This is a genomic window from Arthrobacter sp. TJ-58, from assembly GCF_058269295.1.
On sequence record NZ_JBZCNM010000001.1, the window covers coordinates 997,617 to 1,024,602 of the forward strand.

At 65.3% G+C, this 26,986-nt stretch carries 21 protein-coding genes; 4 read left to right on the forward strand and 17 right to left on the reverse strand.

Going from position 1 to position 26,986, the window contains the following annotated elements; all coding sequences use genetic code 11:
- Position 1 precedes the first annotated feature (1 nt).
- From AC4D2W_RS04555 to pdxT, 9 genes are all read right to left on the reverse strand, one after another.
- The gene (locus AC4D2W_RS04555; RefSeq protein WP_490925700.1) at positions 2 to 2,563 is read right to left on the reverse strand and encodes a RelA/SpoT family protein; all 2,562 of its coding nucleotides are present in this window, start codon (positions 2,561 to 2,563) and stop codon (positions 2 to 4) included.
- 229 nt (positions 2,564 to 2,792) lie between these two features.
- Entirely contained in the window at positions 2,793 to 3,833 is a 1,041-nt protein-coding gene (gene secF, locus AC4D2W_RS04560; protein ID WP_490925701.1) for a protein translocase subunit SecF, read from the reverse strand.
- A 2-nt stretch (positions 3,834 to 3,835) separates the two neighbouring features.
- Positions 3,836 to 5,551 (reverse strand): protein translocase subunit SecD, encoded by a 1,716-nt coding sequence (secD, locus tag AC4D2W_RS04565; RefSeq protein ID WP_490925702.1) that lies wholly within the window; start codon positions 5,549 to 5,551, stop codon positions 3,836 to 3,838.
- Positions 5,552 to 5,640: 89 nt separating this feature from the next.
- The gene (gene yajC / locus AC4D2W_RS04570; RefSeq protein WP_490925703.1) at positions 5,641 to 6,138 is read right to left on the reverse strand and encodes a preprotein translocase subunit YajC; all 498 of its coding nucleotides are present in this window, start codon (positions 6,136 to 6,138) and stop codon (positions 5,641 to 5,643) included.
- Positions 6,139 to 6,387: 249 nt separating this feature from the next.
- The gene (gene ruvB, locus AC4D2W_RS04575; RefSeq protein ID WP_490925704.1) at positions 6,388 to 7,479 is read right to left on the reverse strand and encodes a Holliday junction branch migration DNA helicase RuvB; all 1,092 of its coding nucleotides are present in this window, start codon (positions 7,477 to 7,479) and stop codon (positions 6,388 to 6,390) included.
- A gap of 1 nt (position 7,480) precedes the next feature.
- Positions 7,481 to 8,110, reverse strand: coding sequence for a Holliday junction branch migration protein RuvA (gene ruvA / locus AC4D2W_RS04580; protein WP_490925705.1), 630 nt, complete (start codon positions 8,108 to 8,110; stop codon positions 7,481 to 7,483).
- Positions 8,111 to 8,195: 85 nt separating this feature from the next.
- The gene (gene ruvC, locus AC4D2W_RS04585) at positions 8,196 to 8,801 is read right to left on the reverse strand and encodes a crossover junction endodeoxyribonuclease RuvC (protein WP_490925707.1); all 606 of its coding nucleotides are present in this window, start codon (positions 8,799 to 8,801) and stop codon (positions 8,196 to 8,198) included.
- Positions 8,802 to 8,808: 7 nt separating this feature from the next.
- Positions 8,809 to 9,564, reverse strand: a complete 756-nt coding sequence (locus AC4D2W_RS04590) for a YebC/PmpR family DNA-binding transcriptional regulator (RefSeq protein ID WP_490925708.1) — start codon at positions 9,562 to 9,564, stop codon at positions 8,809 to 8,811.
- 3 nt (positions 9,565 to 9,567) lie between these two features.
- Complete coding sequence (gene pdxT, locus AC4D2W_RS04595; RefSeq protein WP_490925709.1) at positions 9,568 to 10,254, reverse strand: pyridoxal 5'-phosphate synthase glutaminase subunit PdxT; 687 nt, start codon at positions 10,252 to 10,254, stop codon at positions 9,568 to 9,570.
- A 114-nt stretch (positions 10,255 to 10,368) separates the two neighbouring features.
- Between pdxT and AC4D2W_RS04600 the strand changes: the two genes are divergently transcribed.
- A complete protein-coding gene (locus AC4D2W_RS04600; RefSeq protein ID WP_490925710.1) occupies positions 10,369 to 11,640 on the forward strand; it encodes a MurT ligase domain-containing protein in 1,272 nt (423 codons plus the stop codon).
- Complete coding sequence (locus AC4D2W_RS04605) at positions 11,637 to 12,407, forward strand: type 1 glutamine amidotransferase (RefSeq protein WP_490925711.1); 771 nt, start codon at positions 11,637 to 11,639, stop codon at positions 12,405 to 12,407. Before AC4D2W_RS04600 ends, AC4D2W_RS04605 begins: the two co-directional genes overlap by 4 nt.
- Before the next feature lie 308 nt (positions 12,408 to 12,715).
- Here AC4D2W_RS04605 and AC4D2W_RS04610 read toward each other — a convergent pair whose 3' ends face one another.
- Positions 12,716 to 14,017, reverse strand: a complete 1,302-nt coding sequence (locus AC4D2W_RS04610) for a CapA family protein (protein WP_490925712.1) — start codon at positions 14,015 to 14,017, stop codon at positions 12,716 to 12,718.
- A gap of 113 nt (positions 14,018 to 14,130) precedes the next feature.
- On the opposite strand from AC4D2W_RS04610, the gene AC4D2W_RS04615 reads away from it, so the two are divergent.
- Together AC4D2W_RS04615 and AC4D2W_RS04620 are read left to right on the forward strand one after the other, a co-directional pair.
- Positions 14,131 to 16,149: a M3 family metallopeptidase gene (locus tag AC4D2W_RS04615; protein WP_490925713.1), complete on the forward strand. Its 2,019-nt coding sequence runs from the start codon at positions 14,131 to 14,133 to the stop codon at positions 16,147 to 16,149.
- Between the two features lie 47 nt (positions 16,150 to 16,196).
- Complete coding sequence (locus AC4D2W_RS04620) at positions 16,197 to 16,937, forward strand: GNAT family N-acetyltransferase (RefSeq protein WP_490925714.1); 741 nt, start codon at positions 16,197 to 16,199, stop codon at positions 16,935 to 16,937.
- A 94-nt stretch (positions 16,938 to 17,031) separates the two neighbouring features.
- Here the strand turns inward: AC4D2W_RS04620 and pdxS are convergent, their stop codons facing one another.
- The 7 genes from pdxS to AC4D2W_RS04655 all read right to left on the reverse strand — a co-directional run bounded on the left by pdxS (position 17,032) and on the right by AC4D2W_RS04655 (position 26,984).
- Entirely contained in the window at positions 17,032 to 17,973 is a 942-nt protein-coding gene (gene pdxS, locus AC4D2W_RS04625) for a pyridoxal 5'-phosphate synthase lyase subunit PdxS (protein WP_490925715.1), read from the reverse strand.
- 148 nt (positions 17,974 to 18,121) lie between these two features.
- Positions 18,122 to 18,724 carry a phosphatidylinositol phosphate synthase gene (gene pgsA / locus AC4D2W_RS04630; RefSeq protein WP_490925716.1) on the reverse strand — a complete coding sequence of 201 codons (603 nt, stop codon included), beginning with the start codon at positions 18,722 to 18,724 and terminating at the stop codon, positions 18,122 to 18,124.
- 3 nt (positions 18,725 to 18,727) lie between these two features.
- Positions 18,728 to 19,324 carry an HIT family protein gene (locus tag AC4D2W_RS04635; protein WP_490926024.1) on the reverse strand — a complete coding sequence of 199 codons (597 nt, stop codon included), beginning with the start codon at positions 19,322 to 19,324 and terminating at the stop codon, positions 18,728 to 18,730.
- Between the two features lie 24 nt (positions 19,325 to 19,348).
- The gene (gene thrS, locus AC4D2W_RS04640) at positions 19,349 to 21,361 is read right to left on the reverse strand and encodes a threonine--tRNA ligase (RefSeq protein ID WP_490925717.1); all 2,013 of its coding nucleotides are present in this window, start codon (positions 21,359 to 21,361) and stop codon (positions 19,349 to 19,351) included.
- Positions 21,362 to 21,440: 79 nt separating this feature from the next.
- Positions 21,441 to 24,887 carry a DNA polymerase III subunit alpha gene (locus AC4D2W_RS04645; protein WP_490925718.1) on the reverse strand — a complete coding sequence of 1,149 codons (3,447 nt, stop codon included), beginning with the start codon at positions 24,885 to 24,887 and terminating at the stop codon, positions 21,441 to 21,443.
- A 12-nt stretch (positions 24,888 to 24,899) separates the two neighbouring features.
- Positions 24,900 to 25,211: a DUF6504 family protein gene (locus AC4D2W_RS04650; protein WP_400928491.1), complete on the reverse strand. Its 312-nt coding sequence runs from the start codon at positions 25,209 to 25,211 to the stop codon at positions 24,900 to 24,902.
- Between the two features lie 159 nt (positions 25,212 to 25,370).
- Positions 25,371 to 26,984 (reverse strand): MDR family MFS transporter, encoded by a 1,614-nt coding sequence (locus AC4D2W_RS04655; RefSeq protein ID WP_490925720.1) that lies wholly within the window; start codon positions 26,982 to 26,984, stop codon positions 25,371 to 25,373.
- Positions 26,985 to 26,986 lie beyond the last annotated feature (2 nt).

The following is a 26,986-nucleotide window of genomic DNA, read 5'->3' on the forward strand; positions in this document are numbered from 1 at the left end:
ATCAGACGCGCCGCTGGGAACCCGTGGTCCGGTAGACGTCAAACACGCCGTCGATCCGGCGAACGGCGCCCAGGATGTGGTCGAGATACTTGGGATCGCCCATCTCAAACACAAACTTGGACATCGCCACCCGGTCGCTTGAGGTATTCACACTGGCGGAGAGGATGTTGACATGATTCTCCGAGAGCACCCGGGTGACGTCGGAGAGCAGGCTCTTGCGGTCCAGTGCTTCCACCTGGATTTCCACCAGGAAGACCGAAGACTGAGTGGGGGCCCATTCCACCGGCACAATCCGGTCCGGCTGGTCCCGAAGCTCGGAAACGTTGCGGCAGTCGCTGCGGTGCACCGACACCCCCGAACCGCGGGTGACAAAACCGATGATCGGATCCGGCGGCACCGGGGTGCAGCACCGGGCCAGCTTGACCCATACGTCACCCACTCCGCGGACCGTCACTCCCGAATCGGAGAACTTGGGCCGGCGGGCCGCCGTCGAGACCGGTGTTTCGGCCAGATCCTCTTCGGCGCCCTGGTGTCCGCCCATCAGCGAGACCAGATGCTCGATGACATTCTGGGCCGAGGTGTGCCCGTCCCCCACCGCCGCATACAGCGCCGAGATGTCCTGGTGGTGCAGCTCCTGGGCGACGGTTACCAGGGCGTCGTGGGTCATCAGGCGCTGCAGCGGAAGGTTCTGCTTGCGCATCCCCCGCGTCAGCAGTTCCTTGCCCTTGTCGATCGCCTCTTCACGGCGTTCCTTGGTGAACCACTGGCGGATCTTGTTCCGGGCGCGGGGGCTCTTGACGAACCCCTGCCAGTCCTGGCTCGGGCCGGCGCCCTCAGCCTTGGACGTGAAGATCTCCACCCAGTCACCGTGCTGGAGTTCGCTGTTCAGCGGCACCAGTTTTCCGTTGACGCGGGCGCCGATGGTCCGGTGTCCCACCTCGGTGTGAACCGCGTAGGCGAAGTCCACCGGGGTGGACCCGGCGGGCAGCGCCATGACCTCGCCCTTGGGGGTGAAAACAAAGACCTCGCGGGCATTGATTTCAAAGCGCAGCGAATCCAGGAACTCGTCCGGATCCGACGTCTCCTGCTGCCAGTCCACCAGGGACCTCAGCCAGCCCATGTCATTGTTTTCCGGCCCCACGGGAGTGCTGGAGCCGTCCTTGTACTTCCAGTGGGCCGCCACGCCGTACTCGGCACGGCGGTGCATGTCATGGGTGCGGATCTGGATTTCCACCGGCTTGCCGCCGGGGCCGATCACCGTGGTGTGCAGCGACTGGTACATGTTGAACTTCGGCATGGCGATGTAGTCCTTGAACCGCCCCGGCAGCGGGTTCCACCGAGCATGCAAGGCTCCAAGGGTGGCGTAACAGTCGCGCACCGAGTCCACCAGGACGCGCACGCCCATCAGGTCATGGATGTCGTCGAAGTCTTTGCCCCGGACAATCATCTTCTGGTAGATCGAGTAATAGTGCTTGGGCCGGCCGGTGATGGTCGCCTTGATCTTCACCGCATGCAGGTCATCGGCAATCTGGGTGCGCACGGTGGAGAGGTACTTTTCGCGCTCCGGGGTCCGGTCTCCGACCATCCGCACAATCTCGTCATACACCTTCGGATGCAGGGCGGCGAAGGACAGGTCCTCCAGCTCCCATTTGATGGTGTTCATACCCAGCCGGTGGGCCAGCGGAGCGAAAATCTCCAGGGTCTCGCGCGCCTTGCGGGCGGAGGATTCCTGGGACACGAAACGCCAGGTGCGGGCGTTGTGCAGCCGGTCGGCGAGCTTGATGACCAAGACCCGGATGTCCTTGGCCATGGCGACGACCATTTTACGCACCGTCTCCGACTGAGCGGCGTCGCCGAAGGTCACCTTGTCCAGCTTGGTGACGCCGTCCACGAGCATGGCAACTTCGGGGCCGAACTCCCGGCGGAGCTCGTCCAGCGTGTAGCTGGTGTCTTCCACCGTGTCGTGCAGGAGTGCGGCAGCCAGCGTGGTACCGGTCATGCCCAGCTCGGCAAGAATGGTTGCCACGGCAACCGGATGCGTGATGTAGGGATCGCCGCTCTTGCGCTTCTGTCCCTCGTGGCTGCGTTCAGCCACCAGATAGGCCCGCTGGATCAGGTCCAGGTCCTCTTTGGGATTGTTGGCCCGGACGGTGCGCAGCAGCGGCTCAAGCATGGGCGAATAGCCGGTGGAGCCGCGTCCGGCAAGCCGTGCCAGGCGCGCCCTGGTGGAGGTACGGCGGACGGGCGCCGGGCGGACCGGCGCAGCACCGCCCGCGCCTGCCGGCACGGTTGATGCTTTTCCGTCCGAATCGGGCAAAGCCTGCGGCGCACGCGCAGGCTTGCCCGCAGCAGCAGCCTCCGGAGCCTGCACCGGCACGGGAGCCTTGGCGGTTTTCCGGGAATCGGCCAGCTGGGACGCAGCGGAAACCGGAGCTCCCGGATCTGCGGTCGCGGGTGTTCCGGAAGCCCTTTCTGCGCCTGCCTTATCGGCCGGTGTCGCGCTCTCTCCCACTGCTGCCCTCTCTGAGACGTATCCGACCTTTTCCACCTTAGGCGCTGCCATTCCCCCAAGTCACGGAAGCACCCAACGTACCGGTCTTTACTTCAAGTCTATGCCTATGCATCTCTTGCCCTAAACCGCGCAATCCCCGCTCCGTTCCGTTACGCCGAAGAGCTGCGGATTACGCAGAAGGCCTCCGGACGGGGTGTTCGGCAAACGCGAACAACCCCGTCCGGAGGCCTTTTTCAGCCAGGTGCCTGTCCGGATATTCTCCGGGTCAGGTTCCGCGCAGCTAGCTGCCGGATGAGACCGCCGTGGCACCCGCAGGCGATGCCGCGGCTGCTTCCTTGGCTTCCTGCGCCCGGCGGTCCATCACGCGCTTGGCCTGCTTCACAATGTCCGGCTCGTTGCGGCGGAGCACGGCGTACAGCGGTGCGGCAATGAACACGGTGGCCACCGTGCCCAGGATGATGCCGATGAACAGTGCCAGCGACAGGTCCTTCAGCGTGCCGGCCCCGAGCAGGAAAGCGCCAATGAACAGCACTGAGGCCACGGGAAGCACTGCCACCACGGAGGTGTTGATGGACCGGACCAGGGTTTGGTTCACGGCCAGGTTCACCTGCTCCATGAACGTGCGTTTGGTGCTCTTGTCCAGGTTCTTGGTGTTTTCCCGAACCTTGTCAAAGACCACCACCGTGTCATACAGGGAGTAGCTGAGCACGGTCAGGAAGCCAATGATGGCCGACGGCGTGACCTCGAACCCGCTGAGCGAGTACAGTCCGGCGGTGGTCACCATAACCACCAGCAGGGCGGTAATGGCAGCCAGGGACATCTTCCAGGTGCGGAAGTACAGGGCCATCAGCACCGCCGCCAGCGCCACGAACACCACCAGGCCGATCAGGGCCTGCCGGCTGACGTCCTGTCCCCAGGTGGGGCCGATGTACGTGGACGTGATCTGGTCCTCGTTGACCCCATAGGCCTCTGCCAGGTTGGCTTTGACCTCCAGCGTCTGGTCATCGCTGAGCTGCTCGGTCTGCACCCGGATGGTCCCCGGAGCAATGTTGGTCACGCGGGACTCGCTCGCGACGTCGCCCACGGCTTCCTCGCCCGGGCCGACCTGGCTGTTCTCGGTTCCGGAGACGGTGAATTCGGATCCGCCGCGGAAGTCGATGCCCAGGTTGAATCCGCCCTTGGCCACCGGAATGAGGATGGAGATGAGGACGGCGACGGCTGCGATGATGAACCAGAGCTTGGCCTTGGGCACAAACGGGTAGGAACGCTTGCCGGTGTAAAGCTCGTTGCCGAACGTGGCAAACTTTGGGAGCTTACTCATTCCTAGCCCTCCTTTTCAGTGCTGCGGCCGGATCCGGCCAGTGAATCCTGCTTCTCGGCGAGGCGGCGCTCGGCGATGGTCATCCGGCGTTCGGCTTCCTTCGAAGCTGCCTTGTTCTTGACCCGCACCGGAGCCGTCCCGGGTTCGCGGATACGTCCGGCACCGCGGTACAGCGGCACGGCGCCCAGGCGGGTGGTGTCCAGGCCGGACCATTTGTGGCCCTCGCCGAAGAACTTGGTGCGGGCCAGCAGCACCATGGTCGGGTGGGTGAACATGAACACCACAATGAGGTCGGCAACCGCGGTCAGGCCCAGCGTGAAGGCGAAGCCGCGCACGTTACCCACAGCCACGAAGTAGAGCACGACGGCGGCGAGGATGTTCACTGCCTTGGACGCCAGCACCGTGCGCTTGGCACGCTTCCAGCCGTTGTCCACGGCAGCCGCCAGTCCGCGCCCGTCGCGCAGTTCATCACGTATTCGTTCGAAGTAGACGATGAAGGAGTCGGCCGTCTGGCCGATCGCCACAATCAGGCCCGCCACCCCGGCGAGTGAGAGCCGGTAGTTCTGCCCCCAGCCAAGCAGGCAGATGGCGAGGTAGGTCAGCAGACCGGCCACCACCAGCGAGATGATGGTGACGAAGCCCAGGGCGCGGTACTGGAACAGTGAGTAGACAGCTACCAGTGCCAGGCCGATGACACCCGCAATCAGGCCCATCTTGAGCTGGTCTGCGCCGAGGGTTGCCGAGATCTGCTGTTCGCTCTGGATATCAAAGCTGATGGGCAGTGCGCCGTACTTCAACTGCTCGGACATCGCCTTTGCCGATTCCTGCGTGAAGTTGCCCGTGATGCGGGGCTGGCCGTCGGTGATGACGCCCTGAACAGTGGGGGCGGAGATGACCTGGCCGTCCAGCACAATGGCGAACTGGTTGTGCGGGTCTCCCTGCTGGAAGGCGAAGAGACGTTCCGTCACATTCTTGAAGACGTCGGTGCCTTCACCGTTGAACTTAATGTTTACGCCCCACTCGTTGATCGAGGCGCCCTGGCTGCTGGTGGACATGCCAAAGGTGGCATCTTCAATGTCCGAGCCGGGAACCTCGACAGGGCCGAGGATGTACTTGGCGCCGGTGCCGGGTTCGCAGGCGATCATGGGCTTGTCTGCCGGTGACGGCTCCACCGAAGCCTCCAGGGTGGCCGGATCCGTGCAGTCAGTGCTTTCGAATTCGCGGTACAGCTCCGGAGTGATCCAGTTGTCATCGGAGGCGTTGGCCGGCTCAGCGGCCGGCTTCGGCAGCTGGTCATCCGGAACCGGCTCGGCGGCTGGTGCCGCAGCACCAACGGAAAGGACCGGACGGAATTCCATCGCGGCCGATGCCTGGATCAGTTCACGGGTTTCAGCCGACGGAACGCCCGGCAGTGAGACCACTACGTTGCGGCCGGACTGCGTGGTGATTTCCGCTTCGGAAACACCGCTGCCGTCCACGCGCTGGCGGATGATTTCCACGGCTTGGTCCAGCTGTTCCTGCGTTATTTCGGTACCGCCCTGCACCTGCGGCGCAAGGATCATTTCGGTGCCGCCCTCCAGGTCAAGGGCAAGTTTCGGGGTCCAGCTGGCGTTGCTCCACATGGAACCGCCGCCGAGTAAAAGGGCCAAAGCAGCAAAAATGACGCCCAACCAGAGGAGCGTCTTTTTTGCGGCCGAGCCGGGGCCGGTACGAGGCATAGGGGATATTCCTTTTAGCGTGAGACACCGGAGGCCAGGTGACCCCGGGCAGCCTGCGGAGAATCTGGCTCCGCAGGCCCGTGGAGAGTCTAGTTCTCTTTATTGTTTTCGCGGTTCAGGCGCTCGAGTGTTTCCTCGGCCGTCTCACCGGCGCGGGCAGCGGAGTCATCCTGCTGCACGTGATCGGCCGTGCGGGCAGCGTCGCTGCGCTGATCGCCGGCAGTGATCGAGGAGGCATCATCCGGAACCACCGGGGTGTCTTCAGCGGCTGCGGGCTCGGTGGTGACAACCTTCGTCAGCGCCTGCAGGTGCACGGTGGCGGTGTTGCCGGGAGAGAGTTCCAGGACAGCTTTGTTTTCCTCGGAGTTAATCGAGAGGATGGTTCCGAACAGACCGAACTGGGTCATTACCTCAGTGCCGGGAACCATCTGGGTCCGCTGTTCCTGCACCGTCTTCTGCGTCTTCTTCTGCTTGCGGAACATCATGAAGATGAACAGTGCCAGCAGGATTGGCAGCAGCAGGCTGCTGAAGCTGAAACCTCCAGCGGACTGATCGGCGGTGTTTTGGGCCAAGACGTTTAAGAACACAGAGTGGTTCCGTTTCTGTTGTGGAGATGGTGTGCAGGTATGGGGACAGGCGATCCGGCGGGGCCGGCGATGTCCGCAGTCGCTTGCGCTTCAGTCTTTTGTGCGCCACGACACAAGGGTGCGGCACAACAAATGACCAGTCTAAAGGTAAAACGTCCGCAACGGCAGAAAAGTTTCTCCCTGCACTGCATTTTCTCTCCTGCGGCCGGTATCCTCAAGCCGCTCCGAAAGGAGAATCGGGGTGCCGGTTTAGTGGAACCCGGACCCATCCTCGGCGGACGTGTTGGTGCCGGGGCCGGAGAACATGTTCTCCGGCAGACCCGCCGCCACGTTGTCCGGCATGTCCAGGCCGAGGTGTTCCCAGGCGGCCCGGGTGGCAACGCGTCCGCGCGGTGTGCGGCCCAGGAGTCCTTCGCGCACCAGGTAGGGCTCGGCCACCGTTTCCACAGTTTCCGGTTCTTCTCCGACGGCGATGGCCAGGGTGGACAGGCCCACCGGTCCCCCGTTGAATTTGGTGATGAGTGCGCGGAGCACCGAGCGGTCCAGCCGGTCCAGCCCGCGGGCGTCCACTTCATACATGTCCAGGGCGGCTCCGGCGGTGCGGGCGTCAATCTGGTCCACGCCGTGAACCAGCGCCCAGTCGCGCACCCGGCGCAGGAGCCGGTTGGCGATGCGCGGGGTGCCCCGCGAGCGGCCGGCCACCTCGGCGAAACCGGCGGAGTTGACCTTCATGTCCATCAGCATGGCGGAACGGCGCAGCACCAGCTCCAGTTCGGCGGTGGAGTAGAACTCCAGGTGTCCGGTGAATCCGAAACGGTCGCGGAGCGGCCCCGGCAGCAGTCCGGCACGGGTGGTGGCGCCCACGAGGGTGAAGGGCGGCAGGTCCAGCGGAATGGCGGTGGCTCCGGCCCCCTTGCCCACAATGATGTCCACGCGGAAGTCTTCCATGGCCATGTAGAGCATTTCCTCGGCGGGGCGGGACATGCGGTGGATCTCATCAAGGAACAGCACCTCGCCCTCGGTGAGCGAGGACAGGATGGCCGCCAGATCTCCTGCGTGCTGGATGGCGGGGCCGGAGGAAATACGCAGCGGCGCGTTCATTTCAGCCGCGATGATCATGGACAGGGTGGTCTTGCCCAGGCCGGGAGGCCCGGACAGCAGCACGTGGTCCGCGCTGCGGCCGCGGAGCCGGGAGGCTTCCAGGACCAGCGAGAGCTGCTCGCGAACACGCTTCTGGCCGACAAAGTCATCCAGGTTCTTGGGCCGGAGAGCCGCCTCAATCGCCTTGTCATCCGGGTCGCCGGCAGCGGCAACCAGTCCGTCGCCGGGAAGGACCGACACCTCAGCTCACCTGCTGGCGGGGAGCGCGGGCACGGGCGCCGTCGGTGCCCAGCCGGCGGAGCGTCAGTTTCAGGATTTCGCCCACGTTGCCGCCGGCGGCAATCTCGGGAGCTTCGGCAACGGCGGCATCAATGGCGGCGTTGGCGTCCTTCTCGGACCAGCCCAGGCCGGTCATGGCGGCCAGGACCTGGTCCTGCCAGCGCGCTGCAGCGGGGTTGTCCGCGGTGCCCAGCGGCACCAGCTTGTCCGCCAGCTCCAGCACAATCCGCCGGGCACCCTTGGGACCGATGCCGGAGACCTTGCTGAATGCCTTGTCATCGCCGGAAGAAGCGGCAACGCGGATGGCTTCGGGGGTGTGGACGGCCAGGACGGCCAGGGCAATGCGCGGGCCCACTCCGCTGACGCTCAGCAGCGTTTCAAAGACTTCACGCTGATCCGCGTCGGTGAAGCCGAAGAGGGTCATGGAGTCCTCGCGGACAATCAGGGCCGTCTGCACCACGGCCTCGCGGCCCGCGTGCAGGGAGCTCAGTGTCTGCGGCGTGGCCTGGATGAGCATGCCCATGCCGTTGACGTCGATCACCGCCGAGTGCAGGCCAACGTGCGTTACGGTCCCGCGCAGGGATGCGATCATGACAAAACTCCAGGGGCTGTGTAGAACATATCTACGAATACCCTACTGTGTGCCGGCCCGAATCCGCGGTTCCGGCACGCTGCGGTCAACGCCGGGCCCGGGCTTCCGCCTCGGCCCACAGCCGCTGGGCCGGCGTCAGCCCGTTGCTGGGCGGGCGAACTGCCGCCCGCGCTCCGGAAGCCGATCCCGCCGTCGTCTGCCCCGGGCCGGCCACGCCGCGCCGCCAGGCGTGGGTGATGGCCAGCGCCAGGGCGTCGGCGGCGTCCGCGGGCTTGGGCATTTCATCCAGCCGCAGGATCTTGGTGACCATTTTGCCCACCGCGTCTTTGTTGGCCGAGCCGGAACCCGTCACCGCCGCCTTGACCTCGGTGGGCGTGTGCAGGGCCACGGGAATGCCGCGGCGCGCCGCCGCGGCAATGACGACGCCGGACGCCTGGGCGGTGCCCATCACCGTGCTGACGTTGAGCTGGCTGAAGACGCGTTCAACGGCCAGGACATCCGGTTTGTGGGTGTCCAGCCACAGGTCGATGGCGTTGGAGATCACCAGCAGCCTGGCGTCCAGGGCGGTTCCGGCCTCCGTGCCCACCACGCCGACGGCCACCAGGGTGGCACGGCGGTTGCGTTCAACTTCAACGACTCCCAGCCCGCAGCGGGTAAGACCCGGATCAACGCCCAGGACGCGCAGGCTCACCGGCTGCTCAGTCCTCTTCGAGCTGGGCGAAGACCTCGGCGGGGATGTCAGCGTTGGAGTACACGTTCTGGACGTCGTCCAGGTCCTCCACAGCGTCCATGAGCTTCAGGAACTTCCGGGCGTTGTCCGCGTCCAGCTCCACGTGCATGGAGGGCAGGAACTCGGCCTCATCGGTCTCGTACTCAATGCCGGCTTCTTCGAGGGCGGCAACCACGGCGCGCAGGTCCGCAGCTTCCGAAATGATCTCGAAGTTATCACCGGATTCCTTCACCTCGTCGGCGCCTGCATCCAGCACGGCCATCAGCAGGTCATCCTCGGTGAGGTCCTTCTTGGGCAGGGTGACTACGCCCTTGCGGGTGAACATGTAAGCCACGGACCCGGGGTCTCCCATGTTGCCGCCGTTGCGGGTTACCGCAAGGCGAACCTCGGAGGCGGCACGGTTCTTATTGTCCGTGAGGCACTCGATCAGCAGAGCGGTGCCCTGGGGGCCGTAGCCCTCATACATGATGGTCTGATAGTCAACGGCCTCGCCCAGGAGCCCGGCGCCGCGCTTGACGGCGCGGTTGATGTTGTCAATGGGAACAGAGGTCTTCTTGGCCTTGGCGACGGCCAGTTCAAGACCGGGGTTGCCGGCCATGTCGGCGCCGCCTGCGCGGGCCGCAACTTCAATGTTCTTGATCAGCTTGGCGAACGACTTTGCACGCTTGGCGTCAATGACTGCCTTCTTGTGCTTAGTGGTTGCCCATTTAGAGTGGCCCGACATGCTCTACGCTTCTCCTCTGATCATCTGGATAAAAAGTTCGTGGACCCGGCTCTCCCCCGTTACCTCCGGATGAAACGAGGTGGCCAGCAGGTTTCCCGAACGCACTGCCACAATTCTAGCGACCAAATCCTCAGCAGACGCATGACCGCCCCTCTGCGGCGGGACCTCGGCGAGGACCTGGACCGAACTACCCGTCTTTTCCACCCAGGGTGCACGGATAAAAACCGCGTGTACGGGGGCAGTGACTGCGCCGGATTCCCGGGCCGACGGAAGATTTTCGAGGCCCTTGAAATCCAGCAGTGTTTCGAAGGATTCCCGCTGGCGGCCAAAGGCGTTGCGGCGGACCACCATGTCCAACCCGCCCAGGGTCTGCTGCGGCTCTCCGGAGGCGTTGTGCGCCGGATCCGCGATGCGGTCCGCCAGCAGGATCATTCCGGCACAGGAACCGTAGACCGGAAGGCCGTCCCGGATCCGCCCCTGCAGGGGTTCATATACGCCGAAGGTGCGCATCAGCTTGTCAATGGTGGTGGACTCGCCTCCCGGCAGCACCAGGCCGTCCAGCCCGTCGAGTTCTCCCGGCCGCCGAACCGGAACTGCCGTGGCACCTGTGGCCTCCAGCGCTGCTGCGTGTTCGCGGACCCCGCCCTGCAGTGCCAGCACGCCCACCCGCAATTTCCGCTCCTGTGTCATCGGGCCAGTCTACGGACCCGGGAGGAGCAACGCCTGCCGCCGCCCCCGCTGTCCGGTGCCGCCGTCGGGGCCGGAATCAGCCCGGCGGAGCTGCTTGCGATATATTCATACACCATGAGTTCTTTCTCCGTCCTGACAGGCAAGCTGGTCCGCAGTGCCTCCAAACTGCGCGGCGGCGGCTCCGCACTGCCCGGTCTGGTGGTGGAGAAAATTGATCCCGATTTCATCCGCCGCACGCTGGCCGATCTCCCCCTTGGCGTTGCCGTGGTTTCCGGCACCAACGGCAAAACCACCACCACCAAAATGGTGGTCGAGCTCCTCGAAAGCCAGGGCCTGAAGGTCTTCACCAACCGCACGGGCAGCAACTTCACCCGCGGCGTCGCTGCCGCACTGCTCGGCGAGGTGGACTGGCGCGGGCGGCTGGATGCCGACGTCGCCGTCCTGGAGCTGGACGAAGCGCACGCAACGCACTTCGTGAAACTCATCCAGCCGCGTTATTCGCTGCTGCTGAATGTGCTTCGCGACCAGCTGGACCGTTTCGGAGAAATCGACAAGACCACCAGGCTGCTGGAAACCATTGCGAAGGCCACCACCGGCACCGTGGTCCTGAACCGCGAAGACCCCCGCGTGGCCGGCATTGCCGCCTCCCTGGACAAGCAGGACGTGCGCTACTTCGGCCTCGACGCGTCGCTGCGCAGCACCTTCCCGAACGACGACGAGATGCGCGGCTCCTCGGCCGAAGCCGCCGCAGCCGTGCTGCCCGCCGACGTCGTGCTGGAACGCGTTACCGAAACCGACGCCGATTTCCGCGTGGATGAGACCGTGGTGAACACCTCGCTCAAGCTGCGCGGCGTCTACAACATCTTCAACGCCGCCGCCGCGCTCACCCTGGCACGCGTCATCGCCGGGCCGCAGGCCAACGCGGAGGCACTGTTCACGGCGCTGTCCAACGTGGAGCCCGCCTTTGGCCGCGGCGAATCGCTGGTGGTCAACGGGCAGCCGCTGGAGCTGGTGCTGGTGAAGAACCCCAGCGGTTTCCGGCTGGGACTGAAGTCCTTTGCCGCCCACGGCTACGCCACCATGATCGCCATCAACGACAACTACGCCGACGGCCGGGACATGTCCTGGCTGTGGGACGTGGACTTTGAAACCCTCGCCGAAAACGGCGTGAACATGGTCACGGGCGTGCGCGCCTATGACATGGCGCTGCGGCTGAAGTACGACGACGTACCGGTCGCGGATATCGACCCGGACATCACCGACGCGCTGAAGAAGTTCATCGCATCCGCCGGGTCCTCCCCCATGCGCATCTTCTGCACGTACACGGCCATGCTCGCCGTGCGGCGGGAACTTTCCAAGATCACGACAGTAGAGGTGGTCTCATGAGCGAGCCGCTCAACCCGCAGGCCGGCGAAGACCGGACCATCAACATCCTGCAGCTGTATCCGCGGGAAATGAACATTTACGGCGACTGGGGCAACGTCCTGGTCCTGAAGCAGCGCCTGAAATGGCACGGCTACACCGCCAACGTCCTGGAATACAACCCGGGAGACGAGTTCCCGGCGGATGTGGACCTGCTGGTGGGCGGCGGCGGTCAGGACAGCGGCCAGGTGGTCATTCAGGACGATCTGCAGGCAATTGCGCCGACCCTGCGCGCGATGGCCGAAGACGACCTGCCGATGCTGGCCATCTGCGGGCTGTACCAGCTGTTCGGCAACTTCTTCAAGACGCACACCGGGACCGTGATTCCGGGCATCGGACTGCTGGACCTGGAAACCCACGGCGGCACCGAACGGCTGATCGGCAACGTGCTTTCCGTCAGCGAGGAATTCGGCGAAATCCACGGCTACGAGAACCACTCGGGCCAGACGTTCCTCGGCTCGGGTGTTAAGCCGCTCGCCGAGGTGCGCAAGGGTGAGGGCAACAACTCCAAGGACAACTACGAGGGAGCCCGCTACCGCAATGTGGTGGCCAGCTACCTGCACGGATCCCTGCTGCCCAAGAACCCGGCTATTGCGGACTTCCTGCTCCAGCAGGCCGTGATCCGCAAGTTCGGCAGCTTTGAACCGCGGCCGGAATCAGCGAAGGATCTGGCGGAGCTGGCCAAGCTCTCCGAGCTGGCACGGCAGCACGCCTCGCAGCGCCCCCGCTAGGACGTCGCTGCTCTGCCGAATTGCGCTCTGCCGAATTGCGCTCCGGAGCTGATCCTTCGTGCAGATAACGGGCTTTGCTTAAGTCCTTCGTGCAGATCAAGGGCTCAATACAGCCGAATCCGCCTCTTTGGGCCCGTTATGTCCACGAGGGAATCCGGGAGACCGGATTTGGCCCCGTTATCTGCACGAAGGAACCTGGGACAGCACTCTTAGCCCCGTTATCTGCACGAAGGAATCCGGGAGACCGCCTTTAGCCCCGTTATCTGCACGAAGGAACCTGGTCCAGCCCAGCACTTCCGGAATCGGAGTCAGCGCAACGGGTCCTTCGTCACGAGCCATTCATGCGCTCCGGCATCCGCTGCACCCATGGATTCGACCACGCCGATGGTCCGTGCCCGCACTGCCGCCTGCTGTTCGGGCGGCGCACACTGGCCCTGCGGCAGGTCCGCCGCTACTGAGCACCAGCGGTAGGGGTCCCGGACGATGACGGACGGGGCCCAGGCCAGGTCCGTGACGGCCCAGCCGCCGTCGTCGTCCTGGCCAAACTGGGCGCGCAGGATCAGTCCCTCGTTGTTCACGTCGTACCAGGGGGACAGCTCGGTGACAGAGTTGCCCAGACCGTAGGCGATCCAGGTTCCGTTGTAGTGCTCAATCGGCAGCACCGAGTGACTGTGATGGCCGTAAATGAAGTCGAATTCCCCGCTGTCCGCCAGGGCATGTGCCGTTTCCACCTGCTGCGAGTTGGGAACCGAGGCGTATTCCTCACCGGCGTGGACCGCGCCCACGACGACGTCGGCGCCGGCAGCCCGGGCGGCCTTCGCCTTGGCGATCATCACTGCGGGATCGAGCAGGTCCACCTGCCAGCCGAACTCGGCGCTCATCCCGTTCAGCCCGTAGGTCGCCTCGATCACCGACACCTTCGCGGCCGGTGTGGACAGGATCAGGGGCTTCGCGGCGTCGGCCTCGGTGGCGTAGGACCCGGTGTGGGGCAGTCCCAGGGCGTCCAGTACGGCCAGGGTCCGGTTCAGTCCTTCAGTTCCGGCGTCCACGGTGTGGTTGCTGGCCGTGGTGCAGGCGTCGTAGCCCACGTCCTTCGCCGCGGTCAGGATCTGCGGCGGAACGTTGAACATCGGATAGCCCGTGTAGGGACCCTCGGCCTCCGCAACCGGCGTTTCCATGTGGCAGACGCCCAGGTCCGCGGAATCGAGGTAGGCCCGCTTGCCCTCAAGCAGCGGTTCGAAGTCCAGCGGCATCTTTCCGCTCACCGCGGCGTCGGCTCCGGCCTGGGTCCACAGCTGCGGATGCACCAGAAGGTCTCCTGCAACCATCATCGAGAAGCACCGCTCAGCGGCGCATTCCGCTCCCACGCCGGGGGTCGCGGTGGGAGCCGGAGCCGGAGATGCCTGCGGTGCAGTCCCGCTGCTTCCGGAATCGGGAGCGGAGGCGGAACCGGAGGAGGCCGAGGCGGAACCGGAGGAGGCCGACGGCGTTGCCTGCGGATCCGGGTCCGATGCCGGCGCGCATCCCGCCACGGCCAGCAGCAGCACAGCAGCGGCTGCCTTCGCCGTCGAACCCGTCCCGGGCAGAAATCCGAACCTGCGTCTGGTCATTGGCGCTCCCGCTCGTCATATTCGGCACAAAGGAGGCCCCTCGCAGCCCCCGGCCAGCCTACGACGGCGTTTCTGTTGTTCGGCTCAACAGCCGTGTGCGAGTCTTGACAATTATGAGTAACCCTTTCGGAAGTATCAGCTCCCTGCCCTATCAGCTCCCGCCCTTTGAGCACATCACCCCGGATGATTTCCGCCCCGCCTTCAAAGCCGGCTTCGAGGAGCACCTCGCAGAAATCGATGCGATTACCGGCAATTCGGCGGCACCTGATTTTGAGAACACGATCGCCGCGATGGAGCGGGCAGGCCAGATGCTCGAACGCACGGCCCTGGTGTTCTTCACGCTTACGGCAGCGGATGCAACTGACGAGGTTCAGGCCATTCAGCAGGAAGTGGGCCCGCAGCTGGCCGCCCACGAAGACGCCATCTACCTCAACAAGGACCTCTTCGAGCGGGTTAATGCCGTCTCCACCGAGGGTTTGGATGAGGAATCCGCGCGGCTGGTCTCGGAATACCGCCGCAGCTTCATCCGGGCCGGGGCCCAGCTGGATGAAGACGGCCAGACACGCATGCGGAAACTGAACTCGCGCCTGTCCGTGCTGGGCACCGAATACGCCCAGAAGCTCCTCAAGGACACCAATGAGTCGGCGCTGCTGGTCACCGATGCTGCTGAACTGGACGGCCTTTCCGACGACGACGTCGCCTCGGCAGCCGCCGCTGCCGCCGAGGCAGGCAAGGAGGGCTATCTGCTGTCCCTGGTCCTGCCCACTTCGCAGCCTGCGCTGGCCTCGCTGACCAACCGGGAAACCCGCCGCCGCCTCCTCGAAGCCTCACTGAACCGCGGTTTCCGGGACAACCAGGAAAACACCCTGGGCCTCGCCGCGGAAATGGCCGCGCTGCGAGCCGACCGGGCTGCCCTGCTGGGCTTCGCCAATCATGCGGAGTTCGCCACGGACAACCAGACCGCTCCGTCGCTGGAAGCCATCCATTCCATGCTCGGCAAGCTCGCGCCGCCCGCTGTCCGCAACGCGCAGGCCGAAGCCGAGCTGCTGCGCGAAGCCGCCGCCCGGGACGGGATCGAGGAACTGCAGGCCTGGGACTGGTCCTACTACTCGGAGCAGGTGCGCCGCGAAAAGTTCAGCGTGGACCGGGCGGCCCTGCGGCCCTACTTCGAGTTGGAGCGGGTTCTGCATGACGGCGTTTTCTACGCCGCCAACCGGCTGTACGGATTGACCTTCACCGAACGCCCGGATCTGGCCGGTTACCACCCGGATGTCCGGATCTGGGAAGTGAAGAATGAGGACGGCTCCGGGCTGGGGCTGTTCCTGGGCGACTACTACACCCGCGACACCAAGGCCGGCGGTGCCTGGATGAACTCGCTGGTGCACCAGTCCACTCTGCTGGGCACGCAGTCGGTGGTCATCAACAACCTCAACATCCCCAAGCCGCCCGAGTCAGAGCCCACCCTGCTGTCCTTCGATGAAGTGGTCACGGCCTTCCACGAGTTCGGACACGCACTTCACGGCCTGTTCTCCTCGGTCACCTACCCCCAGTTTTCCGGTACGGCCGTTCCGCGTGACTTTGTCGAGTACCCCTCTCAGGTCAACGAGATGTGGATGCTGTGGCCGGAGGTTGTTGCCAACTTCGCCAAGCACCACGTCACCGGAGAGCCGCTCCCCCAGGATGTGATCGACAAGATCGAAGCCGCCTCCACCTGGGGCGAGGGCTTCGGCACCACGGAATACCTCGGTGCCACCCTGCTGGACCTGGCCTGGCACGAACTGGCTCCCGGAGAAACCGTGCAGGACCCGGAGGCCTTCGAGGCTGAGGCCCTGCAGCGCGCCGGCGTGGCACTTGATCTGGTGCCGCCGCGCTACCGTTCGGGCTATTTCAAGCACATCTTCGCCGGCGGATACGCAGCCGCTTACTACGCCTACATCTGGAGCGAGGTCCTGGATGCTGACACCGTGGAGTGGTTCAGGGAGAACGGCGGCCTGACCAGGGAGAACGGAGACCGGTTCCGCCGCGAACTGCTCGCCCGGGGCAACAGCATTGACCCGCTGCAGGCATTCCGTAACTTCCGGGACCGTGATGCAGCCATTGAACCGTTGCTGCACCGCCGCGGATTAGACTAATTTAAATGGTTACCATCGCAGCTTGTCAGGACCTTCACCGGAATTGGTTGACGAAACTCGCCGGAGTCACTGGCGGCAATACCTTTTCCACCCATGAGTCGGAGTGGTTGTGGCTGCCAGCGCGGCGTCAGCTGGTCCTGCTGTACCCGCAGCGGATTGCGCCCGCCGGCATCCGGCCCGGCCTGACCGAAGCCACCCGGCTCGGCGCGCAGAGCGTGTCCGTCTGGATGAACAACGCAGTGAACTACGCGCCGCTGGAGGCCTTCGGGTTCCGCCGCGGCCCGCAGCCGCAGTGGATGAGCGCTCCCGTGAGCGTGCCGGAGCGTTACGACGCCGGGACCGCCGGCGTCGATCCGGAGCCCGCTGAGGTTACCGGGCCCGACGCCGATGAACTCGCCGCCGGGCGCAGCCACCCGCGCACCGCCTGGCACCTCACCACCCGGGGCGACGGAAAGCTGACGGGCCGGGCGTGGGTTTATGTCCCCGCCGCCGTCGATCAGCAGCCCCCGCCCATGGATCCGATCACCGGCAAGCCGCAGGTTCCCGACGAGCCGTCACGCAAACCCCGCAAGGGGTCGCTCGCCGGGGTTTTCGGGCTGGCGGTTGGTCCTTCCAGCAGGCGCAAAGGGTACGGAACGGCGCTGCTGAGCCGCGCGGCGACGGTGGCGGAAGCCGCCGGTGCGGACCGCCTGGCGGTCAACGCTGCTCCTGCCGGCGCCGAATTCCTGGCGGCACGGGGCTTCGAGCTCATCGGCCGCGGGCAGTACCTCAGCTTGGACCTGCGCTAACGCAAAGTCCGTCCCGGGCGAGCTAGACCCGGGACGGACTGCACGGCGCGCTGCAGAGGCCGGCAGCACCGGCCCCCCGCAGGGACGCCCGGTGTTACCAGCCGCGCTCGGCCAGCCGGTGCGGCTGCGGAATTTCATCCACGTTGATGCCCACCATGGCCTCGCCCAGGCCGCGTGAGGCCTTGGCAACTTCATCGGCGTCATCAAAGAAGGTGGTGGCCTTCACGATGGCTGCCGCGCGCTGGGCGGGGTTGCCGGACTTAAAGATGCCCGAACCCACAAACACGCCGTCCGCGCCCAGCTGCATCATCATGGCTGCGTCCGCGGGTGTGGCGATACCGCCGGCGGTGAACAGCACCACGGGAAGCTTCCCGGCGGCAGCCACCTCCTTCACGAGTTCGTAAGGGGCCTGCAGTTCCTTCGCCGCCACGTACAGCTCATCCTCGGGCAGTGAGGACAGCCGGGCCACCTCGGAGCGGATGGCGCGCATGTGCATGGTGGCGTTGGAGACGTCTCCCGTGCCGGCTTCACCCTTGGAACGGATCATGGCGGCGCCCTCATTGATGCGGCGCAGGGCCTCGCCCAGGTTGGTGGCCCCGCAGACAAAGGGGACGGTGAACTTCCACTTGTCGATGTGGTTCGTGTAATCGGCCGGGGTCAGGACTTCGGATTCGTCAATGTAGTCCACCCCGAGCGACTGCAGGACCTGGGCCTCCACAAAGTGGCCGATCCGGGCCTTGGCCATAACCGGGATGGAGACCGAATTGATAATGCTGTCGATCATGTCGGGGTCGCTCATGCGCGAAACTCCGCCCTGAGCGCGGATGTCGGCCGGAACGCGCTCCAGCGCCATGACGGCCACGGCCCCGGCGTCTTCGGCAATGCGGGCCTGCTCGGCGGTGACCACGTCCATGATCACCCCGCCCTTGAGCATCTCGGCAATACCGCGCTTGACCCGGCTGCTGCCGGTGACCGGAGAGAGGGATCCGGACGCGGAAACGGGCGCAGCCGCGCCCGGGAACTGTGGGTTGTGCATGGAACTCACCTTCATGGGAAACCGAATCAGCAAATGCTGCTGGACCCAGCCTAGGGCTTCCCTCCGCTTTAAAGAGCGATGCGCGTCACCGGGTTGCTTCCGGTGACGCGCAGCTGTGAGTTGTCCTTCAGTTATTGGCCGCCTGGGCCTAGATGGCCTGCCGGCGCACCGCGAGCATCCGTTGCCCGATGGTCACGCAGCTGGCTGCGCACAGCACCAGCAGGACCACCAGGAGCAGCACCTCGGGGACGCTCAGTCCCACCAGGCCGGTAGCCACCAGCAGTGAGACCAGACGCTCGGCACGCTCGGCAATGCCAACGTTGGCGTTAAAGCCCAGGGACTCGGCCTTGGCCCTGATGTAGGACACCAGCATTCCCAGCACCAGCGCGATGATGGCGGCGATGCCAATGGCGTCATTGTGTCCGCCGGTGAAATACCAGATGCTCACCCCGGCAAACAGGGCGCCGTCGGCGAAGCGGTCCAGGGTGGAATCCAGGAAACCGCCCCATTTTCCGGTGCGTTCCTGCTGGCGGGCCATGATTCCGTCAATGACGTCGGAGAAGATGAACGCCGTGATGAACAGCGTGCCCCAGAACAGGTGGCCCAGCGGATAGAACACCAGGCCGCCCACCATGACGCCCAGGGTCCCCAGGATGGTCACGGCGTCCGGTGAGACACCGCGCTTCAGCAGCCAGGCCGCCAGCGGCGTAAAGACGCTGGTGAAAAAGCCTCTTGCATATTTGTTCAGCACTGCTCAGTCCTCGCTGGCCTGGGGCCACGCGTCTGCCACTTGTTGGCGGACATCCCCCAGGGTTTGGGTAATTGCCTTGGTCTGGGCGATGATCGGCAGGAAATTTCCGTCCCCGCCCCAGCGCGGCACAATGTGCTGGTGCAGGTGCGCGGCGATTCCCGCTCCCCCGGTCACGCCCTGGTTCATGCCCAGGTTGAAGCCGCTGGGATTGGAGACCTTCCGCAGCACGCGCATGGCGGTCTGCGTCAGGGAAGCTATCTCCGCTGTCTCCTGCTCGTCAATGTCCGTATAGTCCGGCACATGCCGGTACGGGCAGACCAGCAGGTGTCCCGCGTTGTACGGAAACAGATTCAGGATGACAAAGGCATGCTTGCCGCGGTGGACAATCAGCGACTCTTCGTCGCTGCGGCCCGGGGCGGCGCAGAACGGGCAGTTGTGCTCCGAAGAGACCTGTTCCTGCCCGCCCTTGATGTATGCCAGGCGGTGCGGTGTCCACAGGCGTGCAAAGGAATCCGGCACGCCGGGGAGTTCAAATGAGTCGGTGACTTCAGCGTCCCCGGGGTAGGGACTGCCGCTGCCGTCCCGGCCGCCGTTTTCCATCTGCATTCCTGCCTCCGCCGCCGTCTACTTGTCCCGGTTGCGGACGGCTTCGACGATCCGCTTGACGGCCTCTTCAACGGGCACGCCGTTGTCCTGGCTGCCGTCGCGGAAGCGGAAGGAAACGGCCCCTGCATCGGCGTCGTCGCCGCCGGCAATCAGGACAAACGGGATCTTGTCCTTGGAGGCGGTGCGGATCTTCTTCGGGAAGCGGTCGGTGCCGGTGTCCACCTGGGCGCGGATGCCCTGGGCCTTGAGCTTGTCCACGACGTCGAACATGTAGTCGTTGAAGGCTTCGGCCACGGGGATGCCCACCACCTGCACCGGTGCCAGCCAGGCCGGGAACGCACCCGCGTAGTGCTCGGTGAGCACGGCCATGAAGCGTTCCACGGAGCCGAACAGTGCGCGGTGGATCATGACCGGGCGCTGGCGGGTGCCGTCGGCGGCCTGGTATTCGAGCTCAAAGCGCTCGGGCAGGTTGAAGTCCAGCTGGATGGTGGACATCTGCCAGGTGCGCCCGATGGCGTCACGGGCCTGGACGGAGATCTTCGGGCCGTAGAAGGCAGCTCCGCCCGGATCCGGTACCAGGTCCAGTCCGGATGCTTCGGCAACCTCGGCCAGGGTGCGGGTGGCTTCTTCCCACACGTCGTCGGAGCCGACGTACTTTTCCGGGTCCTTGGTGGACAGTTCCAGGTAGAAGTCATCCAGGCCGTAGTCCTTGAGCAGGTCCAGCACAAACTGCAGCGTGGTGGTCAGCTCGTCCTTCATCTGCTCGCGGGTGCAGTAGATGTGGGCGTCGTCCTGGGTCATGCCGCGCACGCGCGTCAGGCCGTGGATCACGCCGGACTTCTCATACCGGTACACGGAACCGAATTCGAAGAGCCGCAGCGGCAGTTCACGGTAGGACCGTCCGCGGGAGCGGAAGATCAGGTTGTGCATGGGGCAGTTCATCGGCTTCAGGTAGTAGTCCTGGCCGGGCTTGGTGATCTCGCCGGTCTCCGGATCGGTGACCTCGTCCACGTGCATGGGAGGGAACATGCCGTCGCGGTACCAGTCCAGGTGGCCGGAGACCTCGTACAGGTGCCCCTTGGTGATGTGCGGGGTGTAAACGAACTCGTAGCCGGCCTCGGTGTGGCGCTGGCGGGAGTAGTCCTCCATGGCCTTGCGGATGATGCCGCCCTTGGGGTGGAACACCGGCAGGCCCGAACCCAGCTCATCGGGGAAGGAGAACAGGTCCAGTTCGGTGCCCAGCTTGCGGTGGTCGCGGCGCTCGGCCTCGGCCAGGCGTTCCTGATAGGCCTTCAGGGCATCCTTGGTGGGCCAGGCGGTGCCGTAGATGCGCTGCAGCTGCTGGTTCTTCTGATTGCCGAGCCAGTAGGCGGCGGCGGAGCGGGTCAGCGCGAAGGCGTTGGAGATCAGCTTGGTGTTGGGCAGGTGCGGGCCGCGGCACAGATCGCACCAGATGACGTCGCCGGACTTGCGGTCCACGTTGTCGTAAATGGTGATTTCACCGGCGCCGACCTCGATGTTCGCGCCCTCGCCGGCTTCGTCCGCGCCGTCCTTCTTGCCGAGCAGCTCCAGCTTGTACGGCTCGTTGGCCATGGCTTCGCGGGCTTCTTCTTCGGTGACCACGCGGCGGGCAAATTTCTGGTTCGAGTTGATGATCTTCTGCATCATCTTCTCAAGGGTCTTCAGGTCCTCGGGCGTGAAGGGCTCGGCCACGTCAAAGTCGAAGTAGAAGCCGTCCTTGATGTACGGGCCGATGCCCAGCTTGGCGTCCGGGCGCAGCTGCTGAACGGCCTGGGCCATGACGTGGGCGGTGGAGTGGCGCAGGACGTTGAGTCCGTCTTCGGAGTCAATGGTCACGGCTTCGACGGCGGAGCCGGGGGCCAGTTCGGTGTCCAGGTCCTTCAGGACGCCGTCCACGCGCATGACGACGACGTCGCGGCGGTCGAAGAAGAGCTGCGCACCTGTGGTGCCAGTATCCACCGTGGTCTCTTCGCCGTCGACGATGAGGGTGAACTTCTCTGGCACTGACACGGTTGTCTCCTAGATTTCGTTGTACGGCGTTTTTTGGGCCGGCCAGGACGTGGCCGGCTGCTTCTGCGCCCCTTCGATGTTATCCGCTGGAGTTCGGCCCCACCAACCTGCCGCGCTGGGGACGGGGCAGGGAGGCGGTGTCGCTCAGGTCCCAGGCCTCCAGCGCCTGCATGCTGATGCCGCGCGGACCGGTGCGGCGGGTGAGTCCGCGGATGAGCATCAGCTCGGTGCCAAAGAGCAGGGGCCCGGTTTTTTCCTGGGCCTCGGTGAAGAATGTGCAGTCCACGCAGCCGGTCCCGTCGTCGAGGCTGATGAACACCACGCGCCGCCCGCCGCGCATGGGCGGAGTTTGGGTGGCCACGCGGATGCCGGCCACCCAGACCTCGGAATTGTTGCGCAGTCCAATCAGGTCCCGGGCCTTGGTGACGCCGAATTCCGCCAGCAGCGGGGCGTAGCTGTCGATCAGGTGGGCGCTGACATCCACGGCCAGCAGGTCCAGTTCCGTGCGCACCTTCTCCCGCAAAGTGGGTTCGGGCAGTTCGGGGTGCAGGTTTTCCAGTTCGGTGTCTCCCAGCGGCAGGGCAAGCTGCCCGGGAATGGGATCGTATTTCCGCGGCGCCGGGCGGGGCGGTGCCGCGTCCAGGTGGCGCAAAAGATCAGCGCGGGAAGCGGCTGTTCCGGTGTCCCGGGCCAGCGAATCGAAGGCACCCAGCGAGGCCAGCCGCATCAGGGTGGCCCGCCCCACCTTGGCCCGGGCCCGCAGGTCGGCCAGGGAATCGTAGGGCTGGCCGGCGGTGATGCGCCGCAGTTCCGCTGCCGAGAGACCGTAGATCCCGGCCAGGCTCAACCGGATGCCCAGCTTTTCCGGACGCGCCGGGTGCCCGGGCGAGGCCGGAACCGCCGGCACCGGCTCCACCCGGTACTGCGCGCCGCTGCGGTTGATGTCCAGGGGCAGGATGGGAATGCCCATCCGCCGGGCCTCGGCCACCAGCAGCCGGCGCGGATACATGCCCGGATCGTGTTCAAAGATCCCGGCCAGGAAAGCTTCGGGATGGTGTGTTTTCAGCCAGGCGGACTGATAAGTGGGTACGGCAAATGCAGCGCCGTGCGCCTTGCAGAATCCGAAGCTGCCGAACGCCTTCAGCGTGCCCCAGACCTTATCGATGACGTCTGCGGTGTAGCCGCGCTTGGCCGCCTCGGTGCGGAAGAAATCCTCCACGGATTTTTCGGCGTCTTCATTGCCCAGCAGCCGGCGCAGTTCATCGGCCTTGGCCAGCCCGCAGCCGGTGAAGACGTCAAAGGTGCGCAGGACCTGTTCGTGGAACACGGTCACCCCGTGCGTTTCCGCCAGGACCGGCCGCAGGGCCTCGTGCGGATACACCTCCGGAGCCCAGCCGTGCCGGTGTTCCAGGAACGGACGGACCATGTCGGATTTCATGGGTCCGGGCCGGAACAGGGAAATGTCGATGATCAGGTCATTGAACTCCCGGGGCTCCATCTTGCCGATCAGCTCGCGCTGTCCCGGGGATTCAATCTGGAAGCAGCCCAGCGTGTAGGTGCTGCAGATCAGGTCATAGGTGGGCGCGTCATCCAGCGGCACTGCGTCAAGGTTGATGGAACCGTCCGCCAGCACATAGTCCGGACCGTTCCCGTCGGGACCGGCCGGATGCGCTCCGGCACGCACCGTGTCCGCTTTGGTGGGATGCAGCCGCCGCACTTCCTTCAGGGCGTAGGCCATGGCACTTTGCATCCGCACGCCCAGCACATCGAGCTTGAGCATGCCCATGGGATCCATGTCGTGCTTGTCGAACTGGGACATGGGAAGCCCCAGACCGGAGGGCTGCACCGGGGTGCGGTCCAGCAGGGAGGTGTCCCCCAGAATCACGCCGCACGGGTGCATGGAGATATGCCGGGGCAGCCGGTCCAGGCGCTCGGTCAGGTCCACCAGCAAATCCAGCTGCCGGTTTCCCTCCACCCGTCCGGCAATGTCCCGCAGCTCCGGTTTTTCCGCGAGCGCCTCACGGAACTTCCGGGCGGAGAAACGCCACAGCTGTTTGGCCACTGCCCCGATGTCTTCTTCGGCCAGGCCCAGGGCCATGCCGGCGTCGCGCACCGCACCGCGGGCACGGTAACCGTTCTGCATGCTCATCAGAGTGACGCGTTCGGCCCCGAAGCGTTCAAAAATACGGTGATAGACGTTGTGCCGTTGTGCACTTTCCACATCTATGTCGATGTCCGGCAGGGTGGAGCGGTCACGGGAGAGGAAGCGCTCAAAGATCAGGTCATGGGCCAGCGGATTGACGTGGCTGATGCCCAGCAGATAGTTCACCAGGGAGGACGCCCCTGATCCGCGGGCCGCCGCACGCACCCCCATGTCGGTGATCATCGCGGAGACTTCCGCCACGGTCAGGAAGTAGGAGGCGAACCCCAGCCGTTCAATGATGCCCAGTTCATGGGACAGCCGGTTGCGCAGGCGCGCCTCACCGCCCGCGTCCAATGCCGGAAACCTGCGGCCGATGCCCGCTTCGCAGCGGCTCACCAGCTCGGCCATGGGTTCGGCGGCAATACCGATCACCGAGGCTTCCGGAACCACCGGCTGCTTCCAGCCCATGTCCCGGACCGGATCCATCCGGCAGGCGTCGGCGAGCGCTTCGGTGTCGCGGAGCATCCGGGAGGCGCCCGCCGCTCCGTAGCCCGCCTCGGTGCTGATCTCCCGGGCCAGTGACTTCATCTGCGCGGCGCTCTTGAGCCACCCCTGCCCGTTGGGCTGCAGGTCGGGCAGCCGTGCCAGGGAGGTCAGCGCCCGGGCGGCATCCAAAACATCGGCGGTGGCGGCGCCGTCGGCATCCACGTAGCGCACCGCATTGGTGAGGATGGCCGGCAGCCGCATTTCATCGGCCAGCCGGAACATGCGTACGGCGTGGGCCAGGCTGAGGTTGGTTCCGGGGGCGCTGAGGTGGGCCACCACCTCCACGGCGAGCGCTTTCCGCGGAAGGACTGCCTGCCAGCGGGCAAAAAGCGTGCGGGCGACGGCGTAGCTGCGGCTGCGCATGGCCTGCCCGACGTCGGACCAGGGGCCCACCAGTACGGTCAGCACCGGTTCATCACCGGGGCCGGATGCAGCCCGCGAGGCCAGCTGCGCCGCCGTCACTCCCACCGGTTTGCTGCCCTTGCGCGCCGCCGACGCCGAGGTGCCGGCGTGGGCGTCGGAGATCAGCCGGCACAGCGCCCGGTAGCCCGCGCCCCTGTTTCCGCCGCGGGCCAGAACCACCACGCGGCCGGTAACGGGCGGGGCACCGCCGGCATCCGGCTCGCCCAGCACTGCAAGGTCCACTCCCACGATTGGATCAATTCCGGCGTCCATACAGGCACGCAGGTGCTTCACCGTTCCGTACAGTCCGTCCCGGTCGGTGCAGGCCAGTGCGCCGGCGCCGTCTGCTGCGGCGGCCTGCGCCATTTCCTCCGGCCAGGACACCCCGTAGTGGGCACTGAAGGCGGTGGCGGCATGCAGATGGGTGAAGCTCATGGCAGGCGGTTCCTAAGCACTTTCCCGCAGGGCGTCATGAATGCGGATCAGCCGCCAGCGGCCGGAACGGATGTCATGGGAGATGTCCAAGGTCCGCAGCGGCGAGCGCGGGGTTCGCCGGGCCTGGACCCGCCAGATCTCAGAGTCCACCAGCCCGGGGCCGCGTCCGCGTTCTGCCCGGGATTCTTCCTCCCACCAGTTCCGGCGCTCGTACCAGCGCACCGGATCCGCTGCCACCTTGTAGGTATGGCCGCTCCAGACGAGCCGGAGGGGCTGGCCCGCGGGCGAGCACACCACCTCTATTGCCTCGCTGAAGACACCCATTTCCGATTCCTTCCCGCCGGCAGGCGTGCACCCGCGGTTACGCCGGCCCCGCGCTTGGACTGATCACCAGAACGGCAATCCATTAGAACGTATGTTCGAACAGAATCCAGTGTACGGCCAGCAGCTGACAATCGGCACCTCCCCCGGGCACCTGTCTTTCTAGACCTCCTCCTTCGCCTCAGTGCGCACTGAAGTGGAGAGCGGAGTCTCCTTGATGAACAGGCACAGCACCAAGCCCGCCGCCACGATGGGCACGCTCAGCAGGAAGATCGGCGGCAGCGCGTGGCCGAAGGCCGCGGCAACAAAATCCTGCACCGGAGCGGGCAACCCGCGCAGCATGGCAGGACTCAGGGAATTGATGTTGCCGCCAAGGGCCGCCCCTGCCCCTGGCGCACCGGTCGGAGCGGAAGAAATTTCGTTGCCCAGCCGGTGGATGAAAATTGAGCCAAACAATGCGATGCCAAAAGAGGCCCCGATCTGCCGGAAATAGTTGGCCGCGGAAATCGCCGCCCCCATCGACCGGCCCGGCACGCTGTTCTGCACAATCAGCACCAGGTTCTGCATCAGCATCCCGATCCCCAGGCCCATCACCAGCATGCCGGCGGCAGTGAAGCTGTACGGCGTCGTATCCGAAATCCGCGACAGCAGCACCAGCCCGGCCATGATCACGGCGCAACCCAGGATCGGATAGATCTTGTACTTCCCGGTCCGGGAGATCAGCTGCCCGGTGCCGATCGAGGTCAGCAGCAGCCCGCCCATCATCGGCAGCATCATCAGCCCCGACTGGGTGGCGGTGGCCCGGTTGACCATCTGCAGGAAGGTTGGCAGGTAGGAAATCGTGGAGAACATGGCTATGCCCACAGAGATGCCCACCAGCACCGGCAGCAGGAAGTTCCGGTTGCGGAATAAATCCAGCGGCATGATCGGCTCCTCAGCCCGTTTCTCCACCCGGACAAACACCGTACCGGCAACCAGTGTCACCACGGCCAAACCGAGGATCTGCGGACTTGACCAGCCGTAGGTGGTGCCGCCCCAGCTGGTCAGCATGATCAGGGCGGCGCTCGCGACAGCCAGGAGCGCGGCGCCGGCGTAGTCCAGCTTGGGGCGGATCCCCTGCGGCTTGGCCAGGTGCAGGGACGTAATGACGACGGCGAGCGCCACTGCCCCGATGGGCAGGTTGATGTAGAACACCCACCGCCAGGACCAGGCGTCCGTGATCCAGCCGCCCAGCAGCGGTCCGCCCACGGAGGCCAGCCCAAAAGCTGCTCCGATCAGGCCCATGTACTTCCCGCGCTCCCGGGGAGAGACGAGGTCCCCGAGGATGGCCTGGGCACCGATCATCAGACCGCCGCCGCCAAGGCCCTGCAGGGCGCGGAAGCCGATCAGCTCCCCCATGTTCTGTGCCAGTCCGGAGAGGACGGACCCCAGCAGGAACACCGCGATGGCAAAGACAAAAATGCTCTTGCGGCCAAAAAGGTCACCGAGCTTCCCGTAAACCGGCAACCCGATGGTGGCTGCCAGAATGTAGGCGGTCACCACCCAGGACAGATGCTCCAGTCCGTTAAGGTCCCCCACAATGGTGGGCAGTGCAGTGGCAACAATGGTTTGGTCCAGGGCGGCCAGCAGCACCGAGAGCACCAGTCCGGTGAAGACCAGCGGCAGGTTTCGTTTCGGCGCTTCCGCCTGGAGGTCCTCCCAGCGGTGTCTGGGCAGTGCGGGCACGGAACGGCGCGGGGCTGCCGCAATGCGCGGGGTAAAAGCTTTGTGGGACATGG

Coding starts and splice junctions, on each gene's coding strand:
- AC4D2W_RS04650 (WP_400928491.1), bottom strand. CDS start 25,211: ATGGGTGTCTTCAGCGAGGCAATAGAGGTGGTGTGCTCGCCCGCGGGC.
- AC4D2W_RS04645 (WP_490925718.1), bottom strand. CDS start 24,887: ATGAGCTTCACCCATCTGCATGCCGCCACCGCCTTCAGTGCCCACTAC.
- AC4D2W_RS04655 (WP_490925720.1), bottom strand. CDS start 26,984: ATGTCCCACAAAGCTTTTACCCCGCGCATTGCGGCAGCCCCGCGCCGT.
- secF (WP_490925701.1), bottom strand. CDS start 3,833: ATGAGTAAGCTCCCAAAGTTTGCCACGTTCGGCAACGAGCTTTACACC.
- AC4D2W_RS04605 (WP_490925711.1), top strand. CDS start 11,637: ATGAGCGAGCCGCTCAACCCGCAGGCCGGCGAAGACCGGACCATCAAC.
- AC4D2W_RS04635 (WP_490926024.1), bottom strand. CDS start 19,324: ATGGAAAACGGCGGCCGGGACGGCAGCGGCAGTCCCTACCCCGGGGAC.
- pdxS (WP_490925715.1), bottom strand. CDS start 17,973: ATGCACAACCCACAGTTCCCGGGCGCGGCTGCGCCCGTTTCCGCGTCC.
- AC4D2W_RS04555 (WP_490925700.1), bottom strand. CDS start 2,563: ATGGCAGCGCCTAAGGTGGAAAAGGTCGGATACGTCTCAGAGAGGGCA.
- AC4D2W_RS04610 (WP_490925712.1), bottom strand. CDS start 14,017: ATGACCAGACGCAGGTTCGGATTTCTGCCCGGGACGGGTTCGACGGCG.
- AC4D2W_RS04590 (WP_490925708.1), bottom strand. CDS start 9,564: ATGTCGGGCCACTCTAAATGGGCAACCACTAAGCACAAGAAGGCAGTC.
- AC4D2W_RS04600 (WP_490925710.1), top strand. CDS start 10,369: ATGAGTTCTTTCTCCGTCCTGACAGGCAAGCTGGTCCGCAGTGCCTCC.
- pdxT (WP_490925709.1), bottom strand. CDS start 10,254: ATGACACAGGAGCGGAAATTGCGGGTGGGCGTGCTGGCACTGCAGGGC.
- ruvA (WP_490925705.1), bottom strand. CDS start 8,110: ATGATCGCATCCCTGCGCGGGACCGTAACGCACGTTGGCCTGCACTCG.
- secD (WP_490925702.1), bottom strand. CDS start 5,551: ATGCCTCGTACCGGCCCCGGCTCGGCCGCAAAAAAGACGCTCCTCTGG.
- AC4D2W_RS04615 (WP_490925713.1), top strand. CDS start 14,131: ATGAGTAACCCTTTCGGAAGTATCAGCTCCCTGCCCTATCAGCTCCCG.